This is a genomic window from Streptomyces sp. M41(2017) (assembly GCF_002078175.1).
GTDB lineage: Bacteria > Actinomycetota > Actinomycetes > Streptomycetales > Streptomycetaceae > Streptomyces.
In genome coordinates, this window is record NZ_MWFK01000001.1 from 3132729 (window position 1) to 3154774 (window position 22046).

The 22046-nt window shown below is 72.0% G+C and carries 17 protein-coding genes; 5 read left to right on the forward strand and 12 right to left on the reverse strand.

The window, feature by feature from the left end; translation table 11 throughout:
• Positions 1 to 14: 14 nt before the first annotated feature.
• Complete coding sequence (locus tag B0675_RS13865; RefSeq protein WP_081219102.1) at positions 15 to 416, reverse strand: DUF4307 domain-containing protein; 402 nt, start codon at positions 414 to 416, stop codon at positions 15 to 17.
• A gap of 150 nt (positions 417 to 566) precedes the next feature.
• On the opposite strand from B0675_RS13865, the gene mca reads away from it, so the two are divergent.
• Positions 567 to 1448 (forward strand): mycothiol conjugate amidase Mca, encoded by an 882-nt coding sequence (gene mca, locus B0675_RS13870; RefSeq protein WP_081219103.1) that lies wholly within the window; start codon positions 567 to 569, stop codon positions 1446 to 1448.
• Positions 1441 to 1737, forward strand: coding sequence for a hypothetical protein (locus tag B0675_RS13875; RefSeq protein ID WP_081219104.1), 297 nt, complete (start codon positions 1441 to 1443; stop codon positions 1735 to 1737). Before mca ends, B0675_RS13875 begins: the two co-directional genes overlap by 8 nt.
• Before the next feature lie 79 nt (positions 1738 to 1816).
• On the opposite strand, the gene B0675_RS13880 is transcribed toward B0675_RS13875, so the two are convergent.
• Entirely contained in the window at positions 1817 to 5020 is a 3204-nt protein-coding gene (locus tag B0675_RS13880) for a tetratricopeptide repeat protein (protein WP_081219105.1), read from the reverse strand.
• A 195-nt stretch (positions 5021 to 5215) separates the two neighbouring features.
• Here B0675_RS13880 and B0675_RS13885 point away from each other — a divergent pair, with 195 nt between their 5' ends.
• Positions 5216 to 7255: a thioredoxin domain-containing protein gene (locus B0675_RS13885; RefSeq protein ID WP_081219106.1), complete on the forward strand. Its 2040-nt coding sequence runs from the start codon at positions 5216 to 5218 to the stop codon at positions 7253 to 7255.
• A 117-nt stretch (positions 7256 to 7372) separates the two neighbouring features.
• Here B0675_RS13885 and B0675_RS13890 read toward each other — a convergent pair whose 3' ends face one another.
• From B0675_RS13890 to B0675_RS13905, 4 genes are all read right to left on the reverse strand, one after another.
• Entirely contained in the window at positions 7373 to 8098 is a 726-nt protein-coding gene (locus B0675_RS13890) for a Mut7-C RNAse domain-containing protein (protein WP_081219107.1), read from the reverse strand.
• A gap of 4 nt (positions 8099 to 8102) precedes the next feature.
• Complete coding sequence (locus tag B0675_RS13895) at positions 8103 to 8765, reverse strand: TetR family transcriptional regulator (protein ID WP_107482621.1); 663 nt, start codon at positions 8763 to 8765, stop codon at positions 8103 to 8105.
• Between the two features lie 5 nt (positions 8766 to 8770).
• Positions 8771 to 10336 carry an MFS transporter gene (locus tag B0675_RS13900; protein ID WP_081219109.1) on the reverse strand — a complete coding sequence of 522 codons (1566 nt, stop codon included), beginning with the start codon at positions 10334 to 10336 and terminating at the stop codon, positions 8771 to 8773.
• 180 nt (positions 10337 to 10516) lie between these two features.
• A complete protein-coding gene (locus B0675_RS13905; protein ID WP_081219110.1) occupies positions 10517 to 11230 on the reverse strand; it encodes a hemolysin III family protein in 714 nt (237 codons plus the stop codon).
• Positions 11231 to 11553: 323 nt separating this feature from the next.
• On the opposite strand from B0675_RS13905, the gene B0675_RS13910 reads away from it, so the two are divergent.
• Positions 11554 to 13371 carry a phosphoenolpyruvate carboxykinase (GTP) gene (locus B0675_RS13910; protein ID WP_081219111.1) on the forward strand — a complete coding sequence of 606 codons (1818 nt, stop codon included), beginning with the start codon at positions 11554 to 11556 and terminating at the stop codon, positions 13369 to 13371.
• Between the two features lie 169 nt (positions 13372 to 13540).
• On the opposite strand, the gene B0675_RS13915 is transcribed toward B0675_RS13910, so the two are convergent.
• The 6 genes from B0675_RS13915 to B0675_RS13940 all read right to left on the reverse strand — a co-directional run bounded on the left by B0675_RS13915 (position 13541) and on the right by B0675_RS13940 (position 19974).
• A complete protein-coding gene (locus B0675_RS13915) occupies positions 13541 to 14149 on the reverse strand; it encodes a hypothetical protein (protein WP_081219112.1) in 609 nt (202 codons plus the stop codon).
• Positions 14136 to 15680 carry a VWA domain-containing protein gene (locus B0675_RS13920; protein ID WP_081219113.1) on the reverse strand — a complete coding sequence of 515 codons (1545 nt, stop codon included), beginning with the start codon at positions 15678 to 15680 and terminating at the stop codon, positions 14136 to 14138. The genes B0675_RS13915 and B0675_RS13920 overlap by 14 nt, the downstream gene beginning before the upstream one ends.
• Positions 15677 to 16849 (reverse strand): toxic anion resistance protein, encoded by a 1173-nt coding sequence (locus B0675_RS13925; RefSeq protein WP_081219114.1) that lies wholly within the window; start codon positions 16847 to 16849, stop codon positions 15677 to 15679. Before B0675_RS13925 ends, B0675_RS13920 begins: the two co-directional genes overlap by 4 nt.
• A gap of 10 nt (positions 16850 to 16859) precedes the next feature.
• Positions 16860 to 17933 (reverse strand): substrate-binding domain-containing protein, encoded by a 1074-nt coding sequence (locus B0675_RS13930; RefSeq protein WP_081219115.1) that lies wholly within the window; start codon positions 17931 to 17933, stop codon positions 16860 to 16862.
• A 283-nt stretch (positions 17934 to 18216) separates the two neighbouring features.
• On the reverse strand, positions 18217 to 18636 hold the full coding sequence (locus B0675_RS13935) for a hypothetical protein (RefSeq protein ID WP_081219116.1): 420 nt from the start codon (positions 18634 to 18636) through the stop codon (positions 18217 to 18219).
• 126 nt (positions 18637 to 18762) lie between these two features.
• Positions 18763 to 19974: a pyridoxal phosphate-dependent aminotransferase gene (locus B0675_RS13940; protein ID WP_081219117.1), complete on the reverse strand. Its 1212-nt coding sequence runs from the start codon at positions 19972 to 19974 to the stop codon at positions 18763 to 18765.
• 248 nt (positions 19975 to 20222) lie between these two features.
• Here B0675_RS13940 and B0675_RS13945 point away from each other — a divergent pair, with 248 nt between their 5' ends.
• Positions 20223 to 21986, forward strand: a complete 1764-nt coding sequence (locus tag B0675_RS13945; protein ID WP_081219118.1) for a P-loop NTPase fold protein — start codon at positions 20223 to 20225, stop codon at positions 21984 to 21986.
• Positions 21987 to 22046 lie beyond the last annotated feature (60 nt).

Genomic DNA, 22046 nt, shown 5'->3' on the forward strand with positions numbered 1-22046 from the left:
AACGGGGAGCGCGTTCAGCCGCTGTGACAGCCGAGGAGCTCCGCCGTGGTGCCCCGGGCCGTCGTCCGCAGCGTGACGACCTTGTCGATGCGGGACGCGTCCTGGTCGAAGCGGAAGTCCGCGCGGCCCACCTCGACCCCGTCGGCGTCCTGCGACCGCACGGTGCAGTAGCCGCTCGAACCGGCGTCCTTGTGCACCTCCAGGTGCGCCTCGACCGCGGTGTCCGAGACGGCCTTGAAGGTGATCACCTGGGCGCTGATCTTGGTGCCACCGATGTAGTCGTAGCCGAACCAGCCGATCAGGGCGATGAGCACGACACCGAGGACACCCCCGACGACCTTCAGCCTGCGGTCCGCCCGCTCGTCCGCGGAGCGGCCGTACCGGCCCTCGGGCAGCCGCGTGCTCGCCGTCGTCATGATCGTCCTCTCGGCCGGGCCCCCGAACGGGGACCCCGGAATTATTCGCCCCCCGATTCCGTCACTATAGAAGCCGCCCATCGCGCTGATTCACGCCGGGCGCCGACAGCGACCTACCCAGGCGACAGCCGACCGACCGAGGATTGAGTCTTGACTGACCAGCTGCGACTGATGGCCGTGCACGCCCACCCCGACGACGAGTCGAGCAAGGGCGCGGCCACCATGGCGAAGTACGTGTCCGAGGGGGTGGACGTGCTGGTCGTGACCTGCACGGGCGGGGAGCGCGGCTCCATCCTCAACCCCAAGCTTCAGGGCGACACGTACATCGAGGAGCACATCCACGAGGTGCGCAAGAAGGAGATGGACGAGGCCCGCGAGATCCTCGGCGTCAAGCAGTGGTGGCTCGGCTTCGTCGACTCGGGCCTGCCCGAGGGTGACCCGCTGCCCCCGCTCCCCGAGGGCTGCTTCGCCCTGGAGGACGTCGACAAGGCGGCCGGCGAGCTCGTCCGGCAGATCCGCTCGTTCCGCCCGCAGGTGATCACCACCTACGACGAGAACGGCGGTTACCCGCACCCCGACCACATCATGACCCACAAGATCACGATGGTGGCGTTCGAGGGCGCGGCGGACACCGAGAAGTACCCCGAGGCGGAGTTCGGCCCGGCCTTCCAGCCGCAGAAGCTCTACTACAACCAGGGCTTCAACCGCCCCCGCACCGAGGCGCTGCACCACGCGCTCCTCGACCGGGGCATGGAGTCGCCGTACGGGGACTGGCTGAAGCGCTGGAGCGAGTTCGAGCGCACCGAGCGCACGCTGACCACGCACGTTCCCTGCGCGGACTTCTTCGAGATCCGGGACAAGGCGCTCATCGCGCACGCCACCCAGATCGACCCGGACGGCGGCTGGTTCAAGGTCCCCATGGACCTCCAGCGGGAGGTCTGGCCGACCGAGGAGTACGAGCTCGCGAAGTCCCTCGTCGATACATCCCTCCCCGAGGACGACCTCTTTGCGGGCATCCGCGACAATGCCTGACATGAGCGCAAGCCTGGCACTGACGCACCTCGCCCCCCTCGCCAAGGAGGTCGACGAGAACAAGGTCACCCCCGGCGTCCTCGGCTTCATCGTCTTCGCGGTGATGGCCCTGGCCGTCTGGGGCCTGATGAAGTCCATGAACCGCCACATGGGCAAGGTCACCTTCCCCGAGGACGCCGACACCAAGGCGGACTCCGGCACCGCCGACCGGACCGGCTCCGCCCCGGCGGCCACCGGCCCCGGCACCGCGGGCTCCGGCTCCGGCGGAGCCGCGCCCGCCAAGGGCTGACCACGGCTTCCCCGGACCCCGCACAGCGGTGTCCGGGCGGCCCGCCCGGTACGAGCGGCCCACCCGGCCCGGCGCGGCCTCAGTCCCGAGCCGCCCTCACCGCCACGCCCATCACGTCACGGGCGTGGCGGCCCGGCACCATGCCCAGACGCCACGCCTGCCAGCCCGCGTCCAGGTCGACGCCCCGCTCCAGAAGGAGCTGGTAGGCCTCGATGCAGTCGTCGAGCTTGCCGTCCCGCGTCGCGTGGCCGGTCCGCGCCAGCTGCGCCAGCTCCTCCTGGGCCACCGCCGCCCCCACCTCGTAGCCGCCGGGCGCCGCGTAGGGAAGCAGGGTGCTGCGCAGGAAGCGCGCCCAGTCCTCGCCGCGGTGGTCGCCGTACGACGCGAACAGACCCACGGCCTCGTCGCACAGCGCCATGGCCTGCTGGGCGCGGCCGTTGCCCGCGTCGACGACCGCGAGCTCCAGACACGTCCAGGCCTCGCCGTGCGCCACCCCGATGCGCTGGAAGTCCGCCCGGGCGTCCACCAGGAGCTGGCGGGCGAAGCCGGAGTTGCGCAGCGAACCCGTCTGCGCGGCCCGCTGGTCGCGGGTCACCCGGGCCGAATGGTGCCGGGCGCACGCCAGCCCGTACACGTCCCGCATGCGGGAGAACATCGTCCGTGAGCGCTCCAGCTCGCGCACCGCCTGGTCGAGATTGCCGGTCTCCTCCAGCGCCTGGCCCAGGTAGTACACCGTCCACGCCTCGCCGCGGGCGTCCTCGTTCTCCCGGTGACGCGACGCCGCCTGACGCAGCCCGTCGACCGCGGACGACGGGTCGCCCTCCACCAGGCGGGCCCGGGCCAGCTGGGTCAGCGCCCAGGCCTCACCGCGGGCGTCGCGGGTACGGCCGTACAGATCGAGCGCCTCACGCAGCTCCCGGTCGGCGCGCGGCACGTCTCCCATGCGCAGCCCGAGCTGCCCCAGCTGGAAGTGCGCCCACGCCTCGCCGTGCACCGAGCCGCTCGCGCGGTGCAGGACCAGCGCCTCGGTCAGCAGGTCCAGCGCCTGGGCGAGCCGGGACCTGTCCCGTTCCACCGCCGCCAGCGCGTGCATCGTCCACGCCCGGTCCGCCGCCAGCTCCGGGGAGGCCTGCAGGTCCATGGCCTCCTGGAGCTTCGCCGCCGCCTCGGTCAGATTGCCCTGGTGATGCAGCGTGATGCCCAGCGAGCACAGTGCCCGCGCCGCGCCCGCGTCGTGGTGCGCCTCGAAGTACAGGTCCACCACCGACGCCAGCGTCGTCCGCGCCTTGTCCAGCTCACCGAGCTGACGGGCCGCGATACCGGTGCGCCACTGCACCGAGCGGACCAGCAGCCCCTGGTCGACGGCCTGCGTCAGCTCGCTGATCTCGCCGAGGCGGTACAGGTCGCCCCGCAGCAGGCAGTAGTCGCACAGGGCGCCCAGCAGGTTCAGGACGGCGGACTGGTTCACCCCCTCCGCGTGCCGCAGGGCCGCCGTGATGAAGCTCGACTCGTCGTCCAGCCAGCGCAGCGCGGCGTCCAGCGACGTGAAGCCGTGCGGCCCGAACTGGTCGGCGCGCGTCGACGTCTTGCCGTCGACCAGGCGGATCACCGAGTCGGCGAGCTCCGCGTAGTTCACGATCAGGCGTTCCTGCGCGGCCGTGCGCTCCGTCGCCTCCTCCTCGTCGAGGAGCCGGGCGGTGGCGAAGGCCCGGACGAGGTCGTGCAGGCGATAGCGGCTGCCGCGCACGTGGTCGATCAGGCCCGCCTGCGAGAGCGCCGTCAGATGCCGGGTCGCCTCGGGTTCGTCGGTCGCGAGGAGCGAGGCCGCCGCCGCGGCGCCGAGGGAGGCCCGGCCGGCCAGCGCCAGCCGGCGCAGCAGCCGGCGGCCCATGTCCGACTGATCCGTGTACCGCAGCCACAGCACCCGCTCGACGGGTTCCACCGGGCCGTACGCCGCCAGGTCGGTCGCGAGCCGGCGGGCGGTGCGCGGACCGAGCGACGAGCCCGCCACGCGCAGCGCCAGCGGCAGTCCGCCGCACAACTCCCTTACCTGGTCGATCGATTCGGCGTCGTACGGGCCGGTGCGGTCCTGTGCCGACGCGGTGAGCAGTTCCTCCGCGCCCGCCGCGTCCAGGGCCTCGACGGGGAGCTGGTGCACCCAGGCGGGGAGGTCGGCGGGCAGGTCGAGCGGCTTGCGCGCGGTGACCAGGACGAGGCTCTCCGAGCGCTCCGGTACGAGGGTGCGCACCTGCTCGGCGTCGCTCGCGTCGTCCAGCACGATCGTCACCGGCAGGCCCGTCAGATGCTGGTGGTACAGCTCGCTCAGCCGTCTGACCTGCTGGTCCTGCGAGGAACGCTCACGGAACAGGAGCTGTTCGCGGGGCGCGCCCAGCCGGTTCAGCAGATGGAGCAGCGCGTCGCGGGTGGTGAGCGGTGGGTCGTCCGGGCTGTCGCCCCGCAGGTCCACCACGCACGCGCCGCGGAACTGGTCCTTGAGGGCGTGCGCCGCGCGGATCGCGAGCGTGCTGCGGCCGGAGCCCGGTGCGCCGTGCAGCACGACGACCGTCGGTTTCGTCTCCGTGCTCGCCCGGGCCGCCTGCACCCACTGCGCGACCCGGGACAGCTCGGTCCGGCGTCCGGCGAACGGGCCCTCCGACTCGGGAAGTTGGCCGAAGGACTGCTCCAGGACGTTGCGTCTGCGGGCCGCCGCGCTCTTGTCGGTGCGCCGCAGCTGGGGCGCACCCTTCTTCGCGCCGGTCGACGCGTTGAGTACCCGCTGCTGGTCGAGGAACGGCCGGATGCCCCGTACCTCCAGGGCGGTCAGCCACTGGAGCCGCAGTTGTTCGGGGCCGCCGGGCTGGCCCAGTGCCCCGGCGCGGCGGCTCGCGGCCGGCACGTGCGTGGCCGTCACCTTGAGGACGGTGGCCGCGGCGCCCGCCACCGCCACCGTCGCCCCGGTACCGACAGCCGTGCCCGCGCCGGTACCGAGCGCCAGGTCGGCCACGACGGCCGCCAACGCGCCAACGGCAGCCACCAGCAGCGGAGTTCCGGACCCCTCGCGCGCGTAGCGCTGCCCGAACGTCTGCTGTCCGGCCGCCGCCTCGTCCAGGGCCCGTGTGTACGTCGCGTACTCCTCCGCGGCCGTCTCCGCCATCGCGTCGAGCGCGGCCCGCGCCCGCGACAGCAGCACCCCGCCGTCGACACGCCCTCCCGACCGGCGCACCTCCTCCTCGACGGCCCTGGCCAACAGGCGCTCGGCCTCCGCCCGGTGGCTCTCCCGCATGTCACGTCCCCCTCCGGCAGCAACTCCTTGGCCTATGAGTGTCCTTCGGGAGCGACCTGAGCGCGAGAGGGCCGACGATCACCCTCACGCCGCCTGCCGCGGGACGGGCCGCGTTGGGCGGATCGGGTGGTGCGCCCGCGCCGGGCCCGCAGGCCGTCCCGCCCCGGGCGGGGAGCCGTCAGGCAGGATGGAAGCATGCCGAACCGACTGGCCCATGAGACGTCCCCCTACCTGCTCCAGCACGCCGACAACCCCGTCGACTGGTGGCCCTGGTCGGCCGAGGCCTTCGAGGAGGCACGCCGGACCGGCCGGCCCGTCCTGCTGAGCGTCGGCTACAGCAGTTGTCACTGGTGCCACGTCATGGCCCACGAGTCCTTCGAGGACGAGGCGACCGCCGCCTACCTGAACGAGCACTTCGTGAGCGTCAAGGTCGACCGGGAGGAGCGCCCCGACGTCGACGCCGTCTACATGGAGGCCGTACAGGCGGCGACCGGGCAGGGCGGCTGGCCCATGACGGTCTTCCTCACCCCGGACGCCGAGCCGTTCTACTTCGGCACCTACTTCCCGCCCGAGCCCCGTCACGGCATGGCCTCCTTCCGGCAGGTCCTGGAGGGCGTGTCCGGCGCCTGGGCCGAGCGGCGCGACGAGGTCGCCGAGGTCGCCGCGAAGATCACCCGCGATCTCGCCGAGCGGGAGATGAACTTCGGGGACAGCGGTGTGCCCGGCGAGGAGGACCTGGCCGGCGCACTGCTCGGCCTCACCAGGGAGTACGACGCCGCACGCGGCGGCTTCGGCGGGGCGCCCAAGTTCCCGCCGTCCATGGTGATCGAGTTCCTGCTGCGCCACCACGCGCGGACCGGTTCCGAGGGCGCGCTCCAGATGGCCGTCGACACGGGCGAGCGGATGGCCCGCGGCGGCCTGTACGACCAGCTCGGCGGCGGTTTCGCCCGCTACTCCGTCGACCGCGACTGGGTGGTTCCGCACTTCGAGAAGATGCTCTACGACAACGCGCTGCTCTGCCGCGTCTACGCCCACCTCTGGCGGTCCACCGGGTCGGACCTCGCCCGGCGGGTCGCCCTGGAGACCGCCGACTTCCTGGTGCGTGAACTGCGCACCGGCGAGGGCGGGTTCGCCTCGGCGCTGGACGCCGACAGTGACGACGGCACGGGACGGCACGTCGAGGGCGCGTACTACGTGTGGACGCCCGCGGAGCTGCGCGAGGTCCTCGGGGACGCGGACGCCGAACTCGCCGCCCGGTACTTCGGAGTCACCGAGGAGGGCACCTTCGAGGAGGGCGCCTCGGTGCTCCAACTGCCCCAGCAGGAAGGGGTCGTCGACGCGGCGAAGGTGGCGTCGCTGCGAGAGCGGCTGCTCACCGCGCGGGCGGAACGGCCCGCCCCCGGACGGGACGACAAGGTGGTCGCGGCGTGGAACGGCCTCGCGGTGGCCGCCCTCGCGGAGACCGGCGCCTACTTCGACCGCCCCGACCTGGTGGAGGCCGCGATCGGCGCCGCCGACCTCCTCGTCCGCCTGCACATGGACGACCACGCTCGGCTCGCCCGGACCAGCAAGGACGGCCGGGCCGGTTCGAACGCCGGGGTCCTGGAGGACTACGCGGACGTGGCGGAGGGCTTCCTCGCGCTGGCGTCCGTGACCGGCGAGGGCGTCTGGCTGGAGTTCGCCGGATTCCTGCTCGACCACGTCCTCGCGCAGTTCACCGACGCGGAGTCGGGCGCCCTCTACGACACGGCGGCGGACGCCGAGCAGTTGATCCGCCGTCCGCAGGATCCCACCGACAACGCGACGCCCTCCGGGTGGAGCGCGGCGGCCGGAGCTCTGCTGTCGTACGCCGCGCAGACCGGCGCCGAGCCCCACCGCGCCGCCGCCGAGCGGGCGTTGGGCGTGGTGAAGGCGCTGGGGCCGCGGGCGCCGCGGTTCATCGGCTGGGGGCTCGCGGTCGCGGAGGCGCTGCTCGACGGGCCCCGGGAGGTCGCCGTCGTCGGCGAGTCCGGTGATCCCGCCACGACAGCCCTGCGCCGTACGGCACTTCTGGGGACCGCGCCGGGTGCGGTGGTGGCGTTCGGGGTGCCGGAGAGCGACGAGCTGCCGCTGCTCGCCGGGCGGCCCCCGGTGGACGGCAGGCCGGCCGCATACGTCTGCCGGCACTTCGTGTGCGACGCCCCGACGACCGACCCTGAGGAGCTGCGCGCGACCCTGATCAGCCCGAACGCCTGACGGGACGCGGCTCGCACCCGGCCGGGCGTGTTCCGCCGAGGGGCCGGGGTGCGGGCTGCCGGTTCCCGGGCTCCGGTTCCGGGCACGGTCTGCCGAGGGGAACCGGTGTACGCGGCGTCAGGTCCCGAACTCCGCGAGGGCGCGTTCCACGACGGTCTCCAGCCGGTCGTGGTGCGCGCCCTTCCAGTAGGCGCGCCCGCAGTCCGCGCACTGCGCGAACACGTCGTACGACCGCTCGGTGCCGCCCTCCAGCCGGTCGGCGACCTGTTCCTTGGTCGCCTCGGCGAGGAGGCCGTTGCAGGCGGTGCAGCGGGTCCACGGTTTCAGCTCGGGCGCGAACCGGCCCAGTACGTCGCGGAGCTGGTCGTCGGGCCGGGTGCTGTAGACGAAGCCGCCCGCCCACAGCTCACGGCGGTGCAGCAGTCCGCGGTCGCGGCTGAGCAGGACGCGTCGCTCGGCCGCGGACCGTGCGGCGAGGGCGGGGTCGCCGATGTCGGTGGACTCGTAGGCCGCGTCGACGCCGAGGAGCCGGAGCCGGCGGGCCAGGGTGCCGAGGTGCACGTCGAGAAGGAAGCGCAGCGGAGCCCCGGGGACGCGCTGTGGTCGCTCGACGGCACGGACCCGGACCGACTCGCCGGCCGCCGGGATGTGCGAGAAGGGCACCTCCGTGCCGTCCACGACCAGGGCGCCGACCTCGGTGAGCGGGACGCCGAGCGACTCGACGACATGGCCGAGGGTGGAGGAGCCGTCGGTGGCGGCGGGGGTGGCTCCCGCGCGGCGGGCGTGCGGGACGAACAGCCCCAGTTCGGGGGCGAATTCGATGTGGATCTCCGGTCCGTTCACGCGGTCAGGATGACATGCGGGGCGCTCCCGCGGCCTCCGGGTTTCGCGGCGGCAGACCGTGCTCCAGGACGCTGACGGTCCGGTCGACGAGGTCGGCGAAGTCCTCGCGGTGGCCGGTCTCGGCCCAGTACAGGGAGGTCTCCATCAGCCCGCCGATCAGGGACATGGCGAAGACGCGGACCTCCAGGCTGTCCGGGTCCCGGCCGACGCGCTCCGCGATGGCCCGGCTGAGCAGTCTCCCGGTGACCGAGGCGCTCTCCATCATCCGGGACCGCACCGCGGGGACCTCGACCATCAGCCGGGTCCGCAGCCGGGAGACCTCGGGCTCCTCCGACCCGCCGAGGCCGATGGCCTTGCGGAGCACGTGGCGCAGGGAGTCGAACCAGGGTTCGTCGGCGGGGCGCTCCCGCAGTTCCTGTTCCAGCAGGGGGTCGTACTCGTCCGTGAGGACGATGTCCTCCTTGGTGGGGAAGTACCGGAACACGGTGGAGGGGGAGACCTCGGCCGCCTCCGCGATCTGCTCGACGGTCGTGGCGTCGTACCCCTGTGCCTCGATGAGCCGGTACGTCGCCTCGCGGATCGCGATGCGGGTCTTGATCTTCTTCCGTTCGCGGAGCCCCGGCTGGGGCTCCGCGGCGGGAGTGGAACTCTGTGCGGTGGCGGCCATGGTCCTCATTGTCCGGCATCGGCCGGAGCCGGGGCCATGCTGGTGTCCTCCTTCGGCGCGGGCACGGAAGGGCGGGCGCCGGGCAGCAGCGCGGCGGCCAGCAGCGCGGTGACCAGCGCGGCGACGCCGCTGACGAGCAGGACCAGGTCCATGCCGTGGACGTAGGCGGCGTCGGCGGAGGCGGCGAGGGCATGGTCGCCGAGCCGGGCGGCGACCACGTGTGCGCCGACCACGGAGTCCCCGGCGGTGTCCGCGGCCGCGCGGGGCAGGGCGGAGGTGTCGAGCCGGTCGGTGTACGCGCTCGCCAGCAGCGAGCCGAGCAGGGCGATGCCGATCGCCCCGCCGACCTGGCGCACGGTCATCAGCAGGCCGGAGCCGCTGCCGGCCCGGTCGCGGGGGAGGGCGCCGAGCGCGGCGGACATGGAGGGGACGACGGCGAAGCCGAAGCCGAGTCCGGCGACGGACAGCCACAGCGCGGTGAAGCCGTAGCCGTCGTCGACGGTCGTCCGGCTGCCGAGGAACGCGGCGAAGGCCAGGGTGACCAGACCGGCGCTGATCACCGCGCGGGCCCCGAACCGGGCGAGCAGCGGCTGGGCGGCCCGGGAGGCGATCAGCAGTCCGCCCATCATCGGCAGCATCCGTACGCCGGTCGCGAGCGCGTCGTGGCCGAGGACGGCCTGGAGGTACTGCGGCAGCACGAACATCAGGCCGGAGAGCACGAACATGACGAGCGTCGCGGCGAGCGTGTTGAGCAGGAAGCCGCGCTGCGCGAGCAGGGAGAGGTCCAGCATCGGGCGGACGGCGCGGCGCTCCCGTACGACGAGCAGCGTGATGAGGACGACGGAGGCGGCGAAGCAGGTGAGCACGAGCGGGTCGCCCCAGCCGCGTCCCGGGGCCTCGATGATGGCGTAGATCAGCACGCTGAGGCCGACCGCGGTGAGCGCGGTGGAGACGGTGTCCACCGTGGGCGAGGCGGGGTCGCGGGTCTCGGGGAGCAGGAGCACGCAGGCGGCGATGCCGATGGCCGCCATCGGCACGTTCACCAGGAAGACCGATCCCCACCAGAAGTGGTTCAGCAGCCAGCCGCCGATGATCGGGCCGAGCGGCAGACCGAGCGCCGAGGCCGCGGAGACGGCTCCGACGGCCTTGGTGCGCTCGTCGGGTCCGAAGAGCGAGGGCAGTACGGCCAGGGCGAGCGGCATGACGAGCGCGCCGCCGACCCCCATCAGGGCGCGAGCGACGATCACCCAGGTCACGTCGGAGACGAGGGCGCCGGCCAGGGATCCGGCGAGGAAGACGCCGAGCCCGGTGATGAGCATCCGGCGGCGTCCGAAGCGGTCGCCGAGCAGGCCCGCGGGGAGCATGAGCGAGGCGAAGACGACGACATACGCGTCGGCCGTCCATTGCTGCTGTCCGGTGGAGGCGCCCAGGTCACGGGCCATCGTCGGCAGTGCGACGTTCAGGATCGTCATGTCGAAGCCGAGCACGAGCATGCTCGCGACCAGGGCCCCGAGGGCCCACCAGCGGCGCGGGTCGCGCCGGACGGCACCGTCGTGCGTGATAGTCACCATGAAATGAGAGTAACTATCAAAAGGGCATGACTGTCAATCCACTCATGCTGTCATTTCGTGCCGCCCGTCGCGGGTTCGCCGTCTGTCGGGGGCTCCCGGAAACGCGCAGTGGCCGCGACTCGAGAGTCGCGGCCACTGCCGAAGAAAGGGGTCCCGGGGCCGGTGGCGCCCGGGGAGGGGTCATCCGTGCTGGTAGGCCACCAGGGAGATGCCGACGTAGTGCACGACGAACGCCGCGAGGGTCAGCGAGTGGAAGACCTCGTGGAAGCCGAAGTAGCGAGGGGAGGGGTTCGGGCGCTTGATGCCGTAGATGACCCCGCCCGCGCTGTAGAGCAGGCCGCCCACGACGACCAGGACGAGGACGGCGATGCCGCCGGTGCGCATGAAGTCGGGGAGGAAGAAGACCGCCGCCCAGCCCATGGCGATGTAGCAGGGGGTGTAGAGCCAGCGCGGGGCGCCGACCCAGAACACCCGGAAGGCGATGCCCGCCGCCGCGGCGGCCCAGATGCTCCACAGCAGCCACTTCCCCTTGGCGTCGGGGAGCAGCAGCATCGTGAGCGGGGTGTAGGTGCCGGCGATGATCAGGAAGATGTTCGCGTGGTCGAGTCTGCGCAGGACGCCGTCCATCCGCGGGCTCCAGTCGCCCCGGTGGTAGAGGGCGCTGACGCCGAACAGCAGGCAGGCCGTCAGGGCGAAGATCCCGCACGCGACGCGGCCGCGAGGTGAGTCCGCCAGCGCGGTGAGGATCAGTCCGGAGATGAGGGCGGCCGGGAACATGCCGAGGTGCAGCCAGCCGCGGAGCTTGGGCTTGATCTCTTCCGACAGGGTGTGCGCGACGGACCCGGGGCCGGCGGCCGGCGAGTCCGTGGGCGCGTCGGGGACGGACGCAGTCATGGTCCGAATCGTACCTACGGAACCGTAAGTTACGCGTCAGTCCGACGTAAGGAGCCGCCAATAGTGGCCATGCTCTCACGCGGCTGGCCGGGCGGCGCGGGGGTACTCACGGTGAACCCGAAGCAAGCGGGGGGAAACCCTCCGGCGAGTGGCGATGCTCACTCCGCTCAGGTGTGAGGCCCTCTGGACATATGGGCGGTTCAGTCGGATGATCAAATGAGTGCGGTCGGCACCGGATGAGCGCCAGGGGGTCAACCACCGTGAAGCATCCGGGTCGCAGCCCCCACGGGGCACAACAACAAAACCCTCATTTAGGAGCAATCGTGGCGCGCGACATCGCGGCTCCCGTCCCGACCAACCACAAAGAACTGATCTCGTGGGTCAACGAGATCGCCGAACTGACCCAGCCGGACAACGTGGTCTGGTGCGACGGATCCGAGGCCGAGTACGAGCGACTGAGCGAGGAGCTCGTCCGCAAGGGCACCTTCAGGAAGCTCGACCCGATCAAGCGCCCCAACTCGTACTACGCGGCCTCCGACCCGACCGATGTCGCCCGGGTCGAGGACAGGACCTTCATCTGCTCCGAGAAGGAGCAGGACGCGGGCCCGACCAACCACTGGAAGGCTCCCGCAGAGATGCGCGAGATCTTCGCGGGAGAGAAGGGCGTCTTCCGCGGCTCCATGAAGGGCCGGACGATGTACGTCGTCCCGTTCTGCATGGGCCCCCTCGGTTCGGACCTGTCCGCGATCGGCGTCGAGATCACCGACTCCGCCTACGTCGCCGTCTCCATGCGCACCATGACCCGCATGGGACAGCCCGTCCTCGACGAACTCGGTACCGACGGCTTCTTCGTGCGTGCTGTGCACACGCTCGGAGCGCCGCTCGCCGAGGGCGAGGCGGACGTGCCGTGGCCGTGCAACTCCACGAAGTACATCTCGCACTTCCCCGAGACCCGTGAGATCTGGTCGTACGGATCGGGCTACGGCGGCAACGCCCTGCTCGGCAAGAAGTGCTACGCCCTGCGCATCGCGTCCGTGATGGCACGCGACGAGGGCTGGCTCGCCGAGCACATGCTCATCCTCAAGCTGACGCCCCCGCACGGCGAGTCGAAGTACGTCGCCGCCGCCTTCCCGAGCGCCTGCGGCAAGACGAACCTCGCCATGCTGGAGCCCACCGTCTCCGGCTGGACCGTCGAGACCATCGGCGACGACATCGCCTGGATGCGTTTCGGCGAGGACGGCCGGCTGTACGCCATCAACCCCGAGGCGGGCTTCTTCGGCGTCGCGCCCGGCACCGGTGAGCACACCAACGCCAACGCGATGAAGACCCTCTGGGGCAACTCCGTCTTCACCAACGTGGCGCTCACCGACGACAACGACATCTGGTGGGAGGGCATGACGGAGGAGACTCCGGCCCACCTCACCGACTGGAAGGGCAACGACTGGACGCCCGAATCCGGTTCGCCCGCCGCGCACCCCAACGCCCGCTTCACGGTGCCCGCCTCGCAGTGCCCGATCATCGCGCCGGAGTGGGAGGACCCGAAGGGCGTGCCGATCTCGGCGATCCTCTTCGGCGGCCGCCGTGCCACGGCCGTACCGCTGGTGACGGAGTCCTTCGACTGGAACCACGGCGTCTTCCTCGGCGCGAACGTCGCCTCCGAGAAGACGGCCGCCGCCGAGGGCAAGGTCGGCGAGCTGCGCCGCGACCCGTTCGCCATGCTCCCGTTCTGCGGCTACAACATGGGCGACTACATGGGTCACTGGGTCGACGTCGCCAAGGACAAGGACCAGGCGAAGCTCCCGAAGATCTACTACGTGAACTGGTTCCGCAAGAACGACGCGGGAAAGTTCGTGTGGCCCGGCTTCGGCGAGAACAGCCGCGTCCTGAAGTGGATCGTCGAGCGCCTCGAAGGGAAGGCCGAGGGCGTCGAGACCCCGATCGGCGTCCTGCCGACCCGGGAGTCCCTGGACACCGACGGACTCGGACTGGCCGACGCCGACCTCGACTTCCTGCTCACGGTCGACAAGGAAGTCTGGCGCGAGGAGGCCGCGCTGGTCCCCGAGCACCTCAACACCTTCGGCGAACACACTCCGACCGAGCTGTGGGACGAGTACCGCGCGCTGGTGCAGCGCCTGGGCTGACGCACCCCGCCGCTCCGCGGCCGGTCCCGTTGCCCTGACCTGCGACGTCGTCCGGACCGGCCGCGGTGACAGCACCCCGCCGGGCCCCGCACACCCCTGTGCGGGGCCCGGCCGCTTCCGTCCCCGGCAGCATCGCCCGTGCGGGAACGGGACGGCCGGAAAACGGCCGTCACTGCGAGCGGCCGCGCTCCTCCAGATAGCGGGTGTGTGACTCCTGGCGCCGGGCCTCCGTCTCGCGCAGCGCCGCCGCGAGCCGGTCCGCCTCCTCCTGCAACACCGTGAGCTGGCGCTCCAGATGGCGCTCCGGCGGATCCGTGCCGGGAGCCAGCCGGGTCCACCACCGGGTCCGCACGAAGGTGTCGACCGCCTCCGGGACGTCCTGCCGTACCGCGCGCGACAGGGCGTGCACGCCCTCCGGGTCCTGCGCGAGGACCTCGGCGACCCAGCCGGGGTCGAGCAGCGCGGTGAGCACCTCGGTCAGTTCCGTGAGCCGGCCGGCGGCCGCCGGCGGCAGCTCCACCCCGTCGAGATACTCCCGCAGTGTTCCGAAGTCGCCGCGCAGTTCCTCCAGTTGGGCGGAGGGGTCGGGGAAGTCGGGGAGGGGCGGGCGCTCCGGCGGGGCGATCAGCGCGCCCGCGCCGTACAGACCCGCGACGACCACCGGCCAGTACGGACCGGCGATCCCGGCGAAGGTCAGCGCGAGCCCGGCGATCCCGCACGCGCTGCCGGTGAGGTTCTTGCGGGACTCCAGGAAGCCGACAAGCCTATTGGTAGCCACGGATCTCCTTGAAGGCGCCGTCGAGTGAGCCCTTCTGAGCGTCGAAGAGACGGCCGCCGGTCAGGTCGGCGATGTGCTGGAGCTCGTCGCGGTCGGAGTCGCCGAAGAGGATCGGGAAGACGGGGATCTGCCGCTGTCCGTCCGGCAGCCGGTCGTAGAAGGCGTCGAAGTCGGACGGGCTCGCGCCCCGGGTGTTCTCGCCGTCCGTCATCAGCACGACCGAGGTGAACGTGTCGTCGTCGGCGCCGAGATGCTCGTACGCCTTCTCCAGTGACGTGTAGATCGCGGTGTCGCCGTCGGCGCTCAGCGAGCGGGTGTCGGCGCGGATGGCGTCGAGTCCGGCCTTCGGGTCCTCGGGTCGCACGACGTGCGTGCGGACGCTCTTGACGTCCGATCCGAACGGCATGAGCGTCACCTCCTCGCGGTCGCGGAAGTCGCCGGTGAGATCGCCGAGCGCCTTCTTGAGCCGGTCGAGCCGGTCGCCGTCCATGGAGCCCGAGGTGTCCAGGACGTATACGGTCCTGGACGGCCGGCGGAGCTTGTTCTCGTAGGCGTCGAGGAGCTTGTCGGCGACGGACCGGCTTCCGGGGAAGGGGAGTTCGCGCCGGCGTCCGGTGTCGAGTCCCGCCGCCGGGGCGACGGAGGCGACGACCGGGCGCCGGTGGGTCGTCTCGGTGATCCGCCGCTGGCTGTCCGGAGCGCGCAGCGCCTCGGCGAGACGCCGGACCGTCTCGCGGGTGTCCGCGGAGGACGCGGCGAGCGAGGAGAGCGGGTAGTCGGCGGTCACCACACCGTCCCGGGGACGGATGACCGTCAGACCCTTGACGCCCTTGAGGACGGACTCGTAGTTGAGCAGGGCGTCCACCGTCCCGCGGCGCTCGTAGGCGGTGGCCAGCCAGCCGGACGAACCCGACGTCAGCTTCTGTCCCCCGAAGAACTTCCGCAGCCGGGGCGTCGCCCTGTCCACGTCGGCGGTCGTGAGGGCCGACTGGGCGCCGGACAGCCCGGAGGCCACCGAGATCAGCGTGGAGAAGCCGGAGTTGGAGCGCGCCGGATCGGTCATGCCGTACGTCAGCCTCCCTTCCGCCACCGCCTTCTCCACCTGGGACCAGGTCACGTCGTCGGGCTTCCAGCCGAGCGCGGTCACGGTGGCCGGCTCGACCCCGATCGCCACCGGGCTCGACATGACCGGTGTCTCCGAGACGACCTTCCTCGCGGCCTCCGGGCGCAGGTGCAGATAGTCGTCGGAGGAGAGCCACAGGGCGTCGTAGGCGTCGTCCGCCGTGCCGCGCGCGAGCAGGTCCACGGCGGCGAGCGTGCCCATGTAGGTGGGCCTGACCGTGATGCCGGTGTCCTGCCTGATCCGGTCGAGGACCGGCTTCATGTCGCTGAGTTCGCTGGAGGCGAGGATCCGGAGGGTGCCGGGCTCGGGGGCGTTGCCGTCCCCGGACCTCCCTTCGCCCTGGGACGTGCACGCGGTGACGGCGAGCAGCGCCACGGCCGCGCAGGCCGCCTGTCGGAGGTGTCTCATCCGAGCCCGCCCTCCAGTGCGCCCTGGGTGCGGCTGCGCTCCAGACGGCCGCCGGCTTGCTGGAGTTCGGACGTGAGGGACTCCACCGTCGCGGCCATCGTCTCGGTCGCCCGCACCTTGTACGTGTCGATGGCGTCGAGGGTGCGGTAGATCTCCTGGAAGGCGTTGCGCAGGGTCTCTGCGCCGACGGCCGGGTCGGCGGCGATGCGCTGGATCTCGCCGCTCTGGGTGGCGAGCATCTCGGCGTTGCCGCGGATGAGGTCCTCGGTGGTGCCGCGCAGGGCGTTGACCTGGTCGACGACCTTGCGCTGGTTGTCCAGCGCGGAGGCGAGCATCACGGAGATGCGCAGGGCGGAGACGGTGGTGGTGGCCGCGCGGTCGACGCCCTTGATGAGTTCCTCGTTGTTGCGCCGGACGACGTCCATCGCGAGATAGCCCTGCGCGCAGACGGCGAGCTGGGTGAGCAGGTCCTGCTGCTTCTGCCGGACGGGGAAGAGGACGTCGGAGCGCAGGGTGTCGGCCTGCGCCGGGTCGGTGGTGTCGACGCCCGCGATGTGGTCCTCGACGGCGCCGTCCAGGGCCCGGGTCAGCACGACGTACTCCTGGAGCTTGCCCATCGTCTCCCAGAGGCGGACGCGTTCGGTCTGCAGGGCCGCGTTGTCCCTGCGCAGTTCGTCCTGGCCGCCGCGCAGCGAGCCCACGATCTTGTTCAACGTGCCCTGGGCGGAGGCGTACTTGGCGACGTGGTCGCGCAGCCGGTTGCCGCCGGGGAGCTTGGAGAGGAACCTGCGGCCCTTGCTCGCCGACAGATCGCGCGGGTCCAGGTCCTCGACCACGCGGCGGAGTTCGACGAGTGAGCCCGCGACGTGCGACTGGGCGTCCTCGCCCGTGGAGGGCAGGCTGCGGATGGTCCGTTCCAGCATCCGGTTGGACTGGGCGGCGGCGCCGCGCATCTCGCTCGATCCCAGCCCGGCGATCTCGCCGACCTTGCCGGCGAACTCGGGCGAGCGGACGTCCAGGACGGCGAGTCCCTCGATGTACTCCGCCGCGCGCCGGGCCATCTCGTCCTGTACGGCGGCGTCGACGGGCACGAGCCCCCCGGCCTTCTCGCGCGGCACGGGCGCCACGGCCTCGGGCGGAGTGAGCGTGAACGGGTCTTCGGTGGTCATGCGCTTCCCCCTAGTTCCCGGCCCGGCGCGCCATCTCGTGCAGCACCTTGGAGGCGGGCACGGGCGCCTGCCGGACGCCGGTCAGCTTCTGGTTGAGGTAGGTGGCGTGGGCGGCGGTCGCCGCGGTGAACTCGGCGGTCGCGCCCTGCGGCCGGAAACCGTGCCGTACGGCGAGCCGGCGCAACGCCGGGTCCGTGCTGAGGAGTTCACCGAGCGCCCGGCCCTCGGGCGTGAGCGGTACGACCGTGTGGTCGCTGTTGGCCGTGGTGTCCGGGTAGAGCACCGTCAGGTCGCCCGCGTCCTGGCCCTCGGTGAGCAGGGCCGCGACCTGGGACTCGTAGACGAGGACGAGGGGGTTGCCGACGCCGCTGACGAAATCCCGGAACTCGGCGTCGCTGCTGGACTGCTGGGCTCCCTGGACGCTGACGAGTTGGTGCATCAGGGGTGCGGTCCGGCCGATCGCGGCGTCGTCGGCCACGACGTTCCCGCCGTTGGCGACGTAGGACGCGGCGGCGAGATAGAGGGCGCCGGAGTTGGAGGTCTCCGGGTCGGTGCTGGCGATGAACAGCGTGCCGGTCAGCTCGCCGTGTGCCGAGGTGCCCTTGAGCTGTTGCCAGGTCCGGTCGTGCCGGGCGGCGTCCAGGTAGGCCGCCATCCTCAGCGTGCCGGTGTTCTTGGCGAGGGTGGCCAGTCCGTTGGCGGCGAGGACCTGTGCCGCGCTGCGATGGGCGACCACGACGAGGGGCGAGTAGAAGGGCCGGGGGAGGGGCCGGCGGACGTGGTACTTGTCCGCGAGCTCGTCGGCCGGCGCCTGGCTGGAGGGGAAGGCGAAGTCGTACCCCTTGAGGTCGAGGCCCTCCATGGCCCAGGACCCGGAGGTCTCCGTCTTCACGGTGTAGCCCTTGGCGGCGAGGGCCTTCACCACATCGGGGTCGGCGAAGAACTCCGCCTTCTCCGAACCGATCACACCTTGCACGGTCTTCGTTGCCGTGCCCTTGTCCTGACCATCGCGGCCCGCGACGACGGCTGCTGCCACTCCGCCGATCAACAGGACCGCCAGGACGATCCCTGCGATACGTCTCACGCCTGGAGCGTGCACCTCGGAATCCAACGTTCCCCGTCTCGGAGGGTGAACGCGGGGTGACGACCGGGTCCCGGTACGCAACCGGAGGGGCAGCCGCCGGTCCGGCGGCGCGGGAGGGTCCCGGGGCGATGCGTGCGGGGCGCGTGCCGGGAGCGGGCGGCGGGCGTGGCCCTCATGAGGCACCCGGTCCGCGCGTCGCGGTCGAAGCGCGCGGACCGAGGCCGATCGAGGGGCCCCGGGCCCGGTGGTGCGGGGCCGGGGTGCGGGGCCGGTGGTGCCGGGCTCAGCGGGTGGCGAGCTCGCGGGCGCCGGTGGCCGCGGCGTGCGCGTCCATGCGCTCCGCGGACAGGATCGCCGCGGACGTGTCGGCGCGGGAGGCGGCCACGACGAGGGCGCGGCCGGCGAGGTCGTGGGCGCGCCGGTGCAGGGTCACGAGCCGGGCCTCACCGACGGCGGCGGCCGGGGCGCGGACCGGCGTGGAACCGCCGCGCAGGCGGGTCACCTGACCGGCGAGTCGCTCGGCGGCGGTGTCGAGGTCCGCGGACGGTGCCACCGTGCGGATCTCGTCCGTCACCGCGAGCAGCGCCGCGAGGTGACCGGCGAGCTGGATGTCCAGCTCCTCCTCGCGGGACCGGTGGGGGAAGTCCGAGGAGGGGGTGCCGGCCACCGTGTGGACCGACTTCGTGCGGATCGGTTCGTACATGGGAGGGCCTCCTGTGCCTGACAGGAAACCATCCTAGCTTGGATCTGGTCTAAAGTTGAGTCGGTTCGCGGAAGTGGACGGGGCGCGCACGGAGGGTGAACGCCGTGCACGCCCGGGCGCCCTCCGTCACGGCTGGCTGTAGCCGTCCAGGAAGGTGCCGATCCGCGTGACCGCGTCCGTCAGGTCCCCGACCGACGGGAGCGTGACCACCCGGAAGTGGTCCGGCTCGGGCCAGTTGAAGCCCGTCCCCTGGACCACCATGATCTTCTCCCGCTGCAGCAGGTCGAGGACCATCTGCCGGTCGTCCTTGACCTTGAAGACCTTGGGGTCGAGGCGCGGGAAGAGGTACAGCGCCCCCTTGGGCTTCACGCAGGTCACGCCCGGGATCTGCGTCAGCAGCTCGTGCGCCACGTCCCGCTGTTCCTTCAGGCGGCCGCCCGGCAGCACCAGTTCGTTGATCGTCTGACGTCCGCTGAGCGCCGCGACCACGCCGTGCTGGCCCGGCATGTTCGCGCACAGCCGCATGTTCGCGAGGATCGTCAGTCCCTCGATGTAGGAGTCCGCGTGCCCGCGCGGCCCGGAGATCGACATCCAGCCGACGCGGTAGCCCGCCACCCGGTACGCCTTCGACATGCCGTTGAAGGTGAGGGTGAGCAGGTCCGGGGCGATCTTGGCGGTCGCGGTGTGCGTGACCCCGTCGTAGAGGATCTTGTCGTAGATCTCGTCCGAGCAGACCAGCAGGTTGTGCCGCCGGGCGATGTCGGTGAGCCCCCGCAGCATCGCGTCGTCGTACACGGCGCCGGTCGGGTTGTTCGGGTTGATGATGACGATCGCCTTGGTGCGGTCGGTGACCTTCCGCTCCACGTCCGCGAGGTCGGGCATCCAGTCGGACTGCTCGTCGCAGCGGTAGTGCACGGCCGTGCCGCCGGACAGCGAGACGGCGGCCGTCCACAGCGGGTAGTCCGGCGCCGGTACGAGGACCTCGTCGCCGTCGTCCAGCAGGCCCTGCATCGCCATCACGATCAGCTCGGAGACGCCGTTGCCGATGAAGACGTGCTCGACGTCCGTCTCGATGCCGAGGGTCTGGTTGTGCATGACCACCGCACGCCGGGCGGCGAGCAGGCCCTTGGCGTCGCCGTAGCCGTGCGCCGACGAGACGTTGCGGAGGATGTCCTCCAGGATCTCCGGCGGACACTCGAACCCGAAGGCGGCCGGGTTGCCCGTGTTCAGCTTGAGGATGCGGTGACCGGCCGCTTCCAGCCGCATCGCCTCCTCAAGAACCGGACCCCGGATCTCGTAGCAGACGTTGGCGAGCTTCGTGGACTGGATCACCTGCATGTCCGTGAGCTTACGGCCGCGTAACGAGGACCGGGGGGTGTTTTTCACCACGTGAGACGTGATGGTTCGGGCGTCTTTGTCCGCGCGATACTCCGAAAGCCCTGGTGATCGCGGCGGCGCACCGCCGGGACCCGGGTCCACGGGGCCGCGAAGCCCGCCGGGGGAGGTTCCTCCCTCAGGGCGACGGAAGACCCCCGGCCGGCCGTCCCTCCCAGTAGGTTGACCCTGCCGTACGGGGGAGGCAGGGCGTGGAGTTCTCGCTGTTGAACGACGAGCCGGTGAGCGGGCCGGGGGACGATCTGCTGGGCGCGGGCCGGGCCGCCCGGGAACTCGCCCGGCTGCTCCACGGCTCACGCGCCGCGACCCCGTTCACCCTCGCGGTGGACGCGGGGTGGGGCATGGGCAAGAGCAGCCTCATGCGGCTGGTGGACGCCGAGCTGGGGGCCAGACAGGGTGTGCACACCGTCTGGTACAACGCCTGGACCTCCACCGGGGCCGACGCCCTGGAAGGGCTGATCAAGTCCGTCCTCGTGCGCTTCGACCGCCGGGTGCTGCGGCGCGCCCTCCAGCGCGTCTCCGAGCGGCGGGCGCTCGTCGGGGTGTTCCGGGCGGCGCTCACCGTCCTGTCCGGACCGCTCGGCGCCGCCGCCCTCGTCGACCGGCTCTGGCAGGACCTGTCCGTCGACGCGCGCTCCCGCAACGCCATGCGCGACGCGCTGCGCGAGCTGACGGCGGAGTGGACCGCGTCCGCGCCCCACGACACCCGGCGCCTCCTCGTCGTCTTCATCGACGACCTCGACCGCTGCTCGGAGGAGACCGTGCTCGCGGTGTGCGAGGCGGTGAAGGTGTACCTCGACGTGCCGGGGCTCGCGTTCGTCATCGGGTGCGACCGCTCCGCGCTCGGACCGGACGGACTCCTGCGCGACCTGTCGCCGGCCGGCTCGGCCTTCATGGAGAAGGTCCTCCAGACCAGCTACCGGGTGCCGGTCCCGGCGGCGTCCGAGGTCCGCGCGTACGTGGACGCCTGCGCACGGCGCTCCGGCATCCAGGACCTGCTGGACGACCACCTCGCCGAGCTGATCGCCCGGCGCTCGGCCCGCAACCCGCGCCGGATCAAGCGGCTCCTCAACGGCTTCGGCCTGGAGTCCGCGCTCAACCCCGTCTGGCAGGCCTACAGCGCCGAGGCCGTCATCCGCGTCCTGCTCCTCCAGCAGCTGTACCCCGACTTCTACCGGGTGCTGCTCGCCCGCGACGGCGCCGACGTGCACGCCGCCCGCGAGTTCCTCCGCTACCGGGCGGCCCGCCGGGTGCTCGGACGGCCGTTCGCCCGGCCCGTCGAAGGGGACTGGGACGTGGCGGTGGGCTGTCTGCGCGCGTACGGACTGATCGCCCCGGAGCGGGACGGAGGGGACGGGGCCCAGGACTGGAGCGAACTGCTCGCCCGCCTGGAGGAGCAACTGCCCACCGGATTCCCGGACCTGGCGCTCGACGCGAACTTCGGCCGGCTCGTCGAGGACCTGATGGCGCTGGACGAGGTGGACGACCTGGTGGGGCGGTTGCAGCAGGGAGTGCCGCAACTCGCGTCGGTGCGTGCGGACGACGGTCCGGAACCCGCGCGCGCCGGAACCGCCCGGCGGCCGTACACCGGGATGGAGATCCTCTGGGTCGACGACCACCCCGAGCGCAACACCCGGTTCGTCGACGCGCTGGAGGAGCGCGGCGCGCGCGTGCGGGTGGCCACCGGCCGGGACGGCGCCGAGCGGGCCTTCGTGGCCGACCGGATCGACCTGCTCGTCTCCGACGTGCAGCGCGGGTCGGACCGCGCGGCGGGGCTCACGGATCTGGCGGGCTGGCGGGAGAGCGGGCTGTACCGGGGGCCGGCCGTCTTCTTCACCAACCGGGTCACGCCGAACCGCGAGGCGCTCGCGCGGGCCGTCGACGCCCGCGTGGCCACGAGCGAGGCGTTGCTCCTCCGGTCCGTCCAGGAGGCTTACGAACAGACCGTTCTGTAAAGGGTGTTGTTCGGGACATCCCCGGCCGGAAACCGCTTCTTGTCCACCCGCCCCACCCCC

What these genes read in the sequence shown, in the direction of transcription:
- B0675_RS13880 (WP_081219105.1), bottom strand. Translation starts at nt 5,020, where the DNA reads ATGCGGGAGAGCCACCGGGCGGAGGCCGAGCGCCTGTTGGCCAGGGCC.
- B0675_RS13920 (WP_081219113.1), bottom strand. Translation starts at nt 15,680, where the DNA reads ATGAGACACCTCCGACAGGCGGCCTGCGCGGCCGTGGCGCTGCTCGCC.
- B0675_RS13885 (WP_081219106.1), top strand. Translation starts at nt 5,216, where the DNA reads ATGCCGAACCGACTGGCCCATGAGACGTCCCCCTACCTGCTCCAGCAC.
- B0675_RS13935 (WP_081219116.1), bottom strand. Translation starts at nt 18,636, where the DNA reads ATGTACGAACCGATCCGCACGAAGTCGGTCCACACGGTGGCCGGCACC.
- B0675_RS13865 (WP_081219102.1), bottom strand. Translation starts at nt 416, where the DNA reads ATGACGACGGCGAGCACGCGGCTGCCCGAGGGCCGGTACGGCCGCTCC.
- B0675_RS13900 (WP_081219109.1), bottom strand. Translation starts at nt 10,336, where the DNA reads ATGGTGACTATCACGCACGACGGTGCCGTCCGGCGCGACCCGCGCCGC.
- B0675_RS13905 (WP_081219110.1), bottom strand. Translation starts at nt 11,230, where the DNA reads ATGACTGCGTCCGTCCCCGACGCGCCCACGGACTCGCCGGCCGCCGGC.
- B0675_RS13925 (WP_081219114.1), bottom strand. Translation starts at nt 16,849, where the DNA reads ATGACCACCGAAGACCCGTTCACGCTCACTCCGCCCGAGGCCGTGGCG.
- B0675_RS13895 (WP_107482621.1), bottom strand. Translation starts at nt 8,765, where the DNA reads ATGGCCGCCACCGCACAGAGTTCCACTCCCGCCGCGGAGCCCCAGCCG.
- B0675_RS13940 (WP_081219117.1), bottom strand. Translation starts at nt 19,974, where the DNA reads ATGCAGGTGATCCAGTCCACGAAGCTCGCCAACGTCTGCTACGAGATC.
- B0675_RS13875 (WP_081219104.1), top strand. Translation starts at nt 1,441, where the DNA reads ATGCCTGACATGAGCGCAAGCCTGGCACTGACGCACCTCGCCCCCCTC.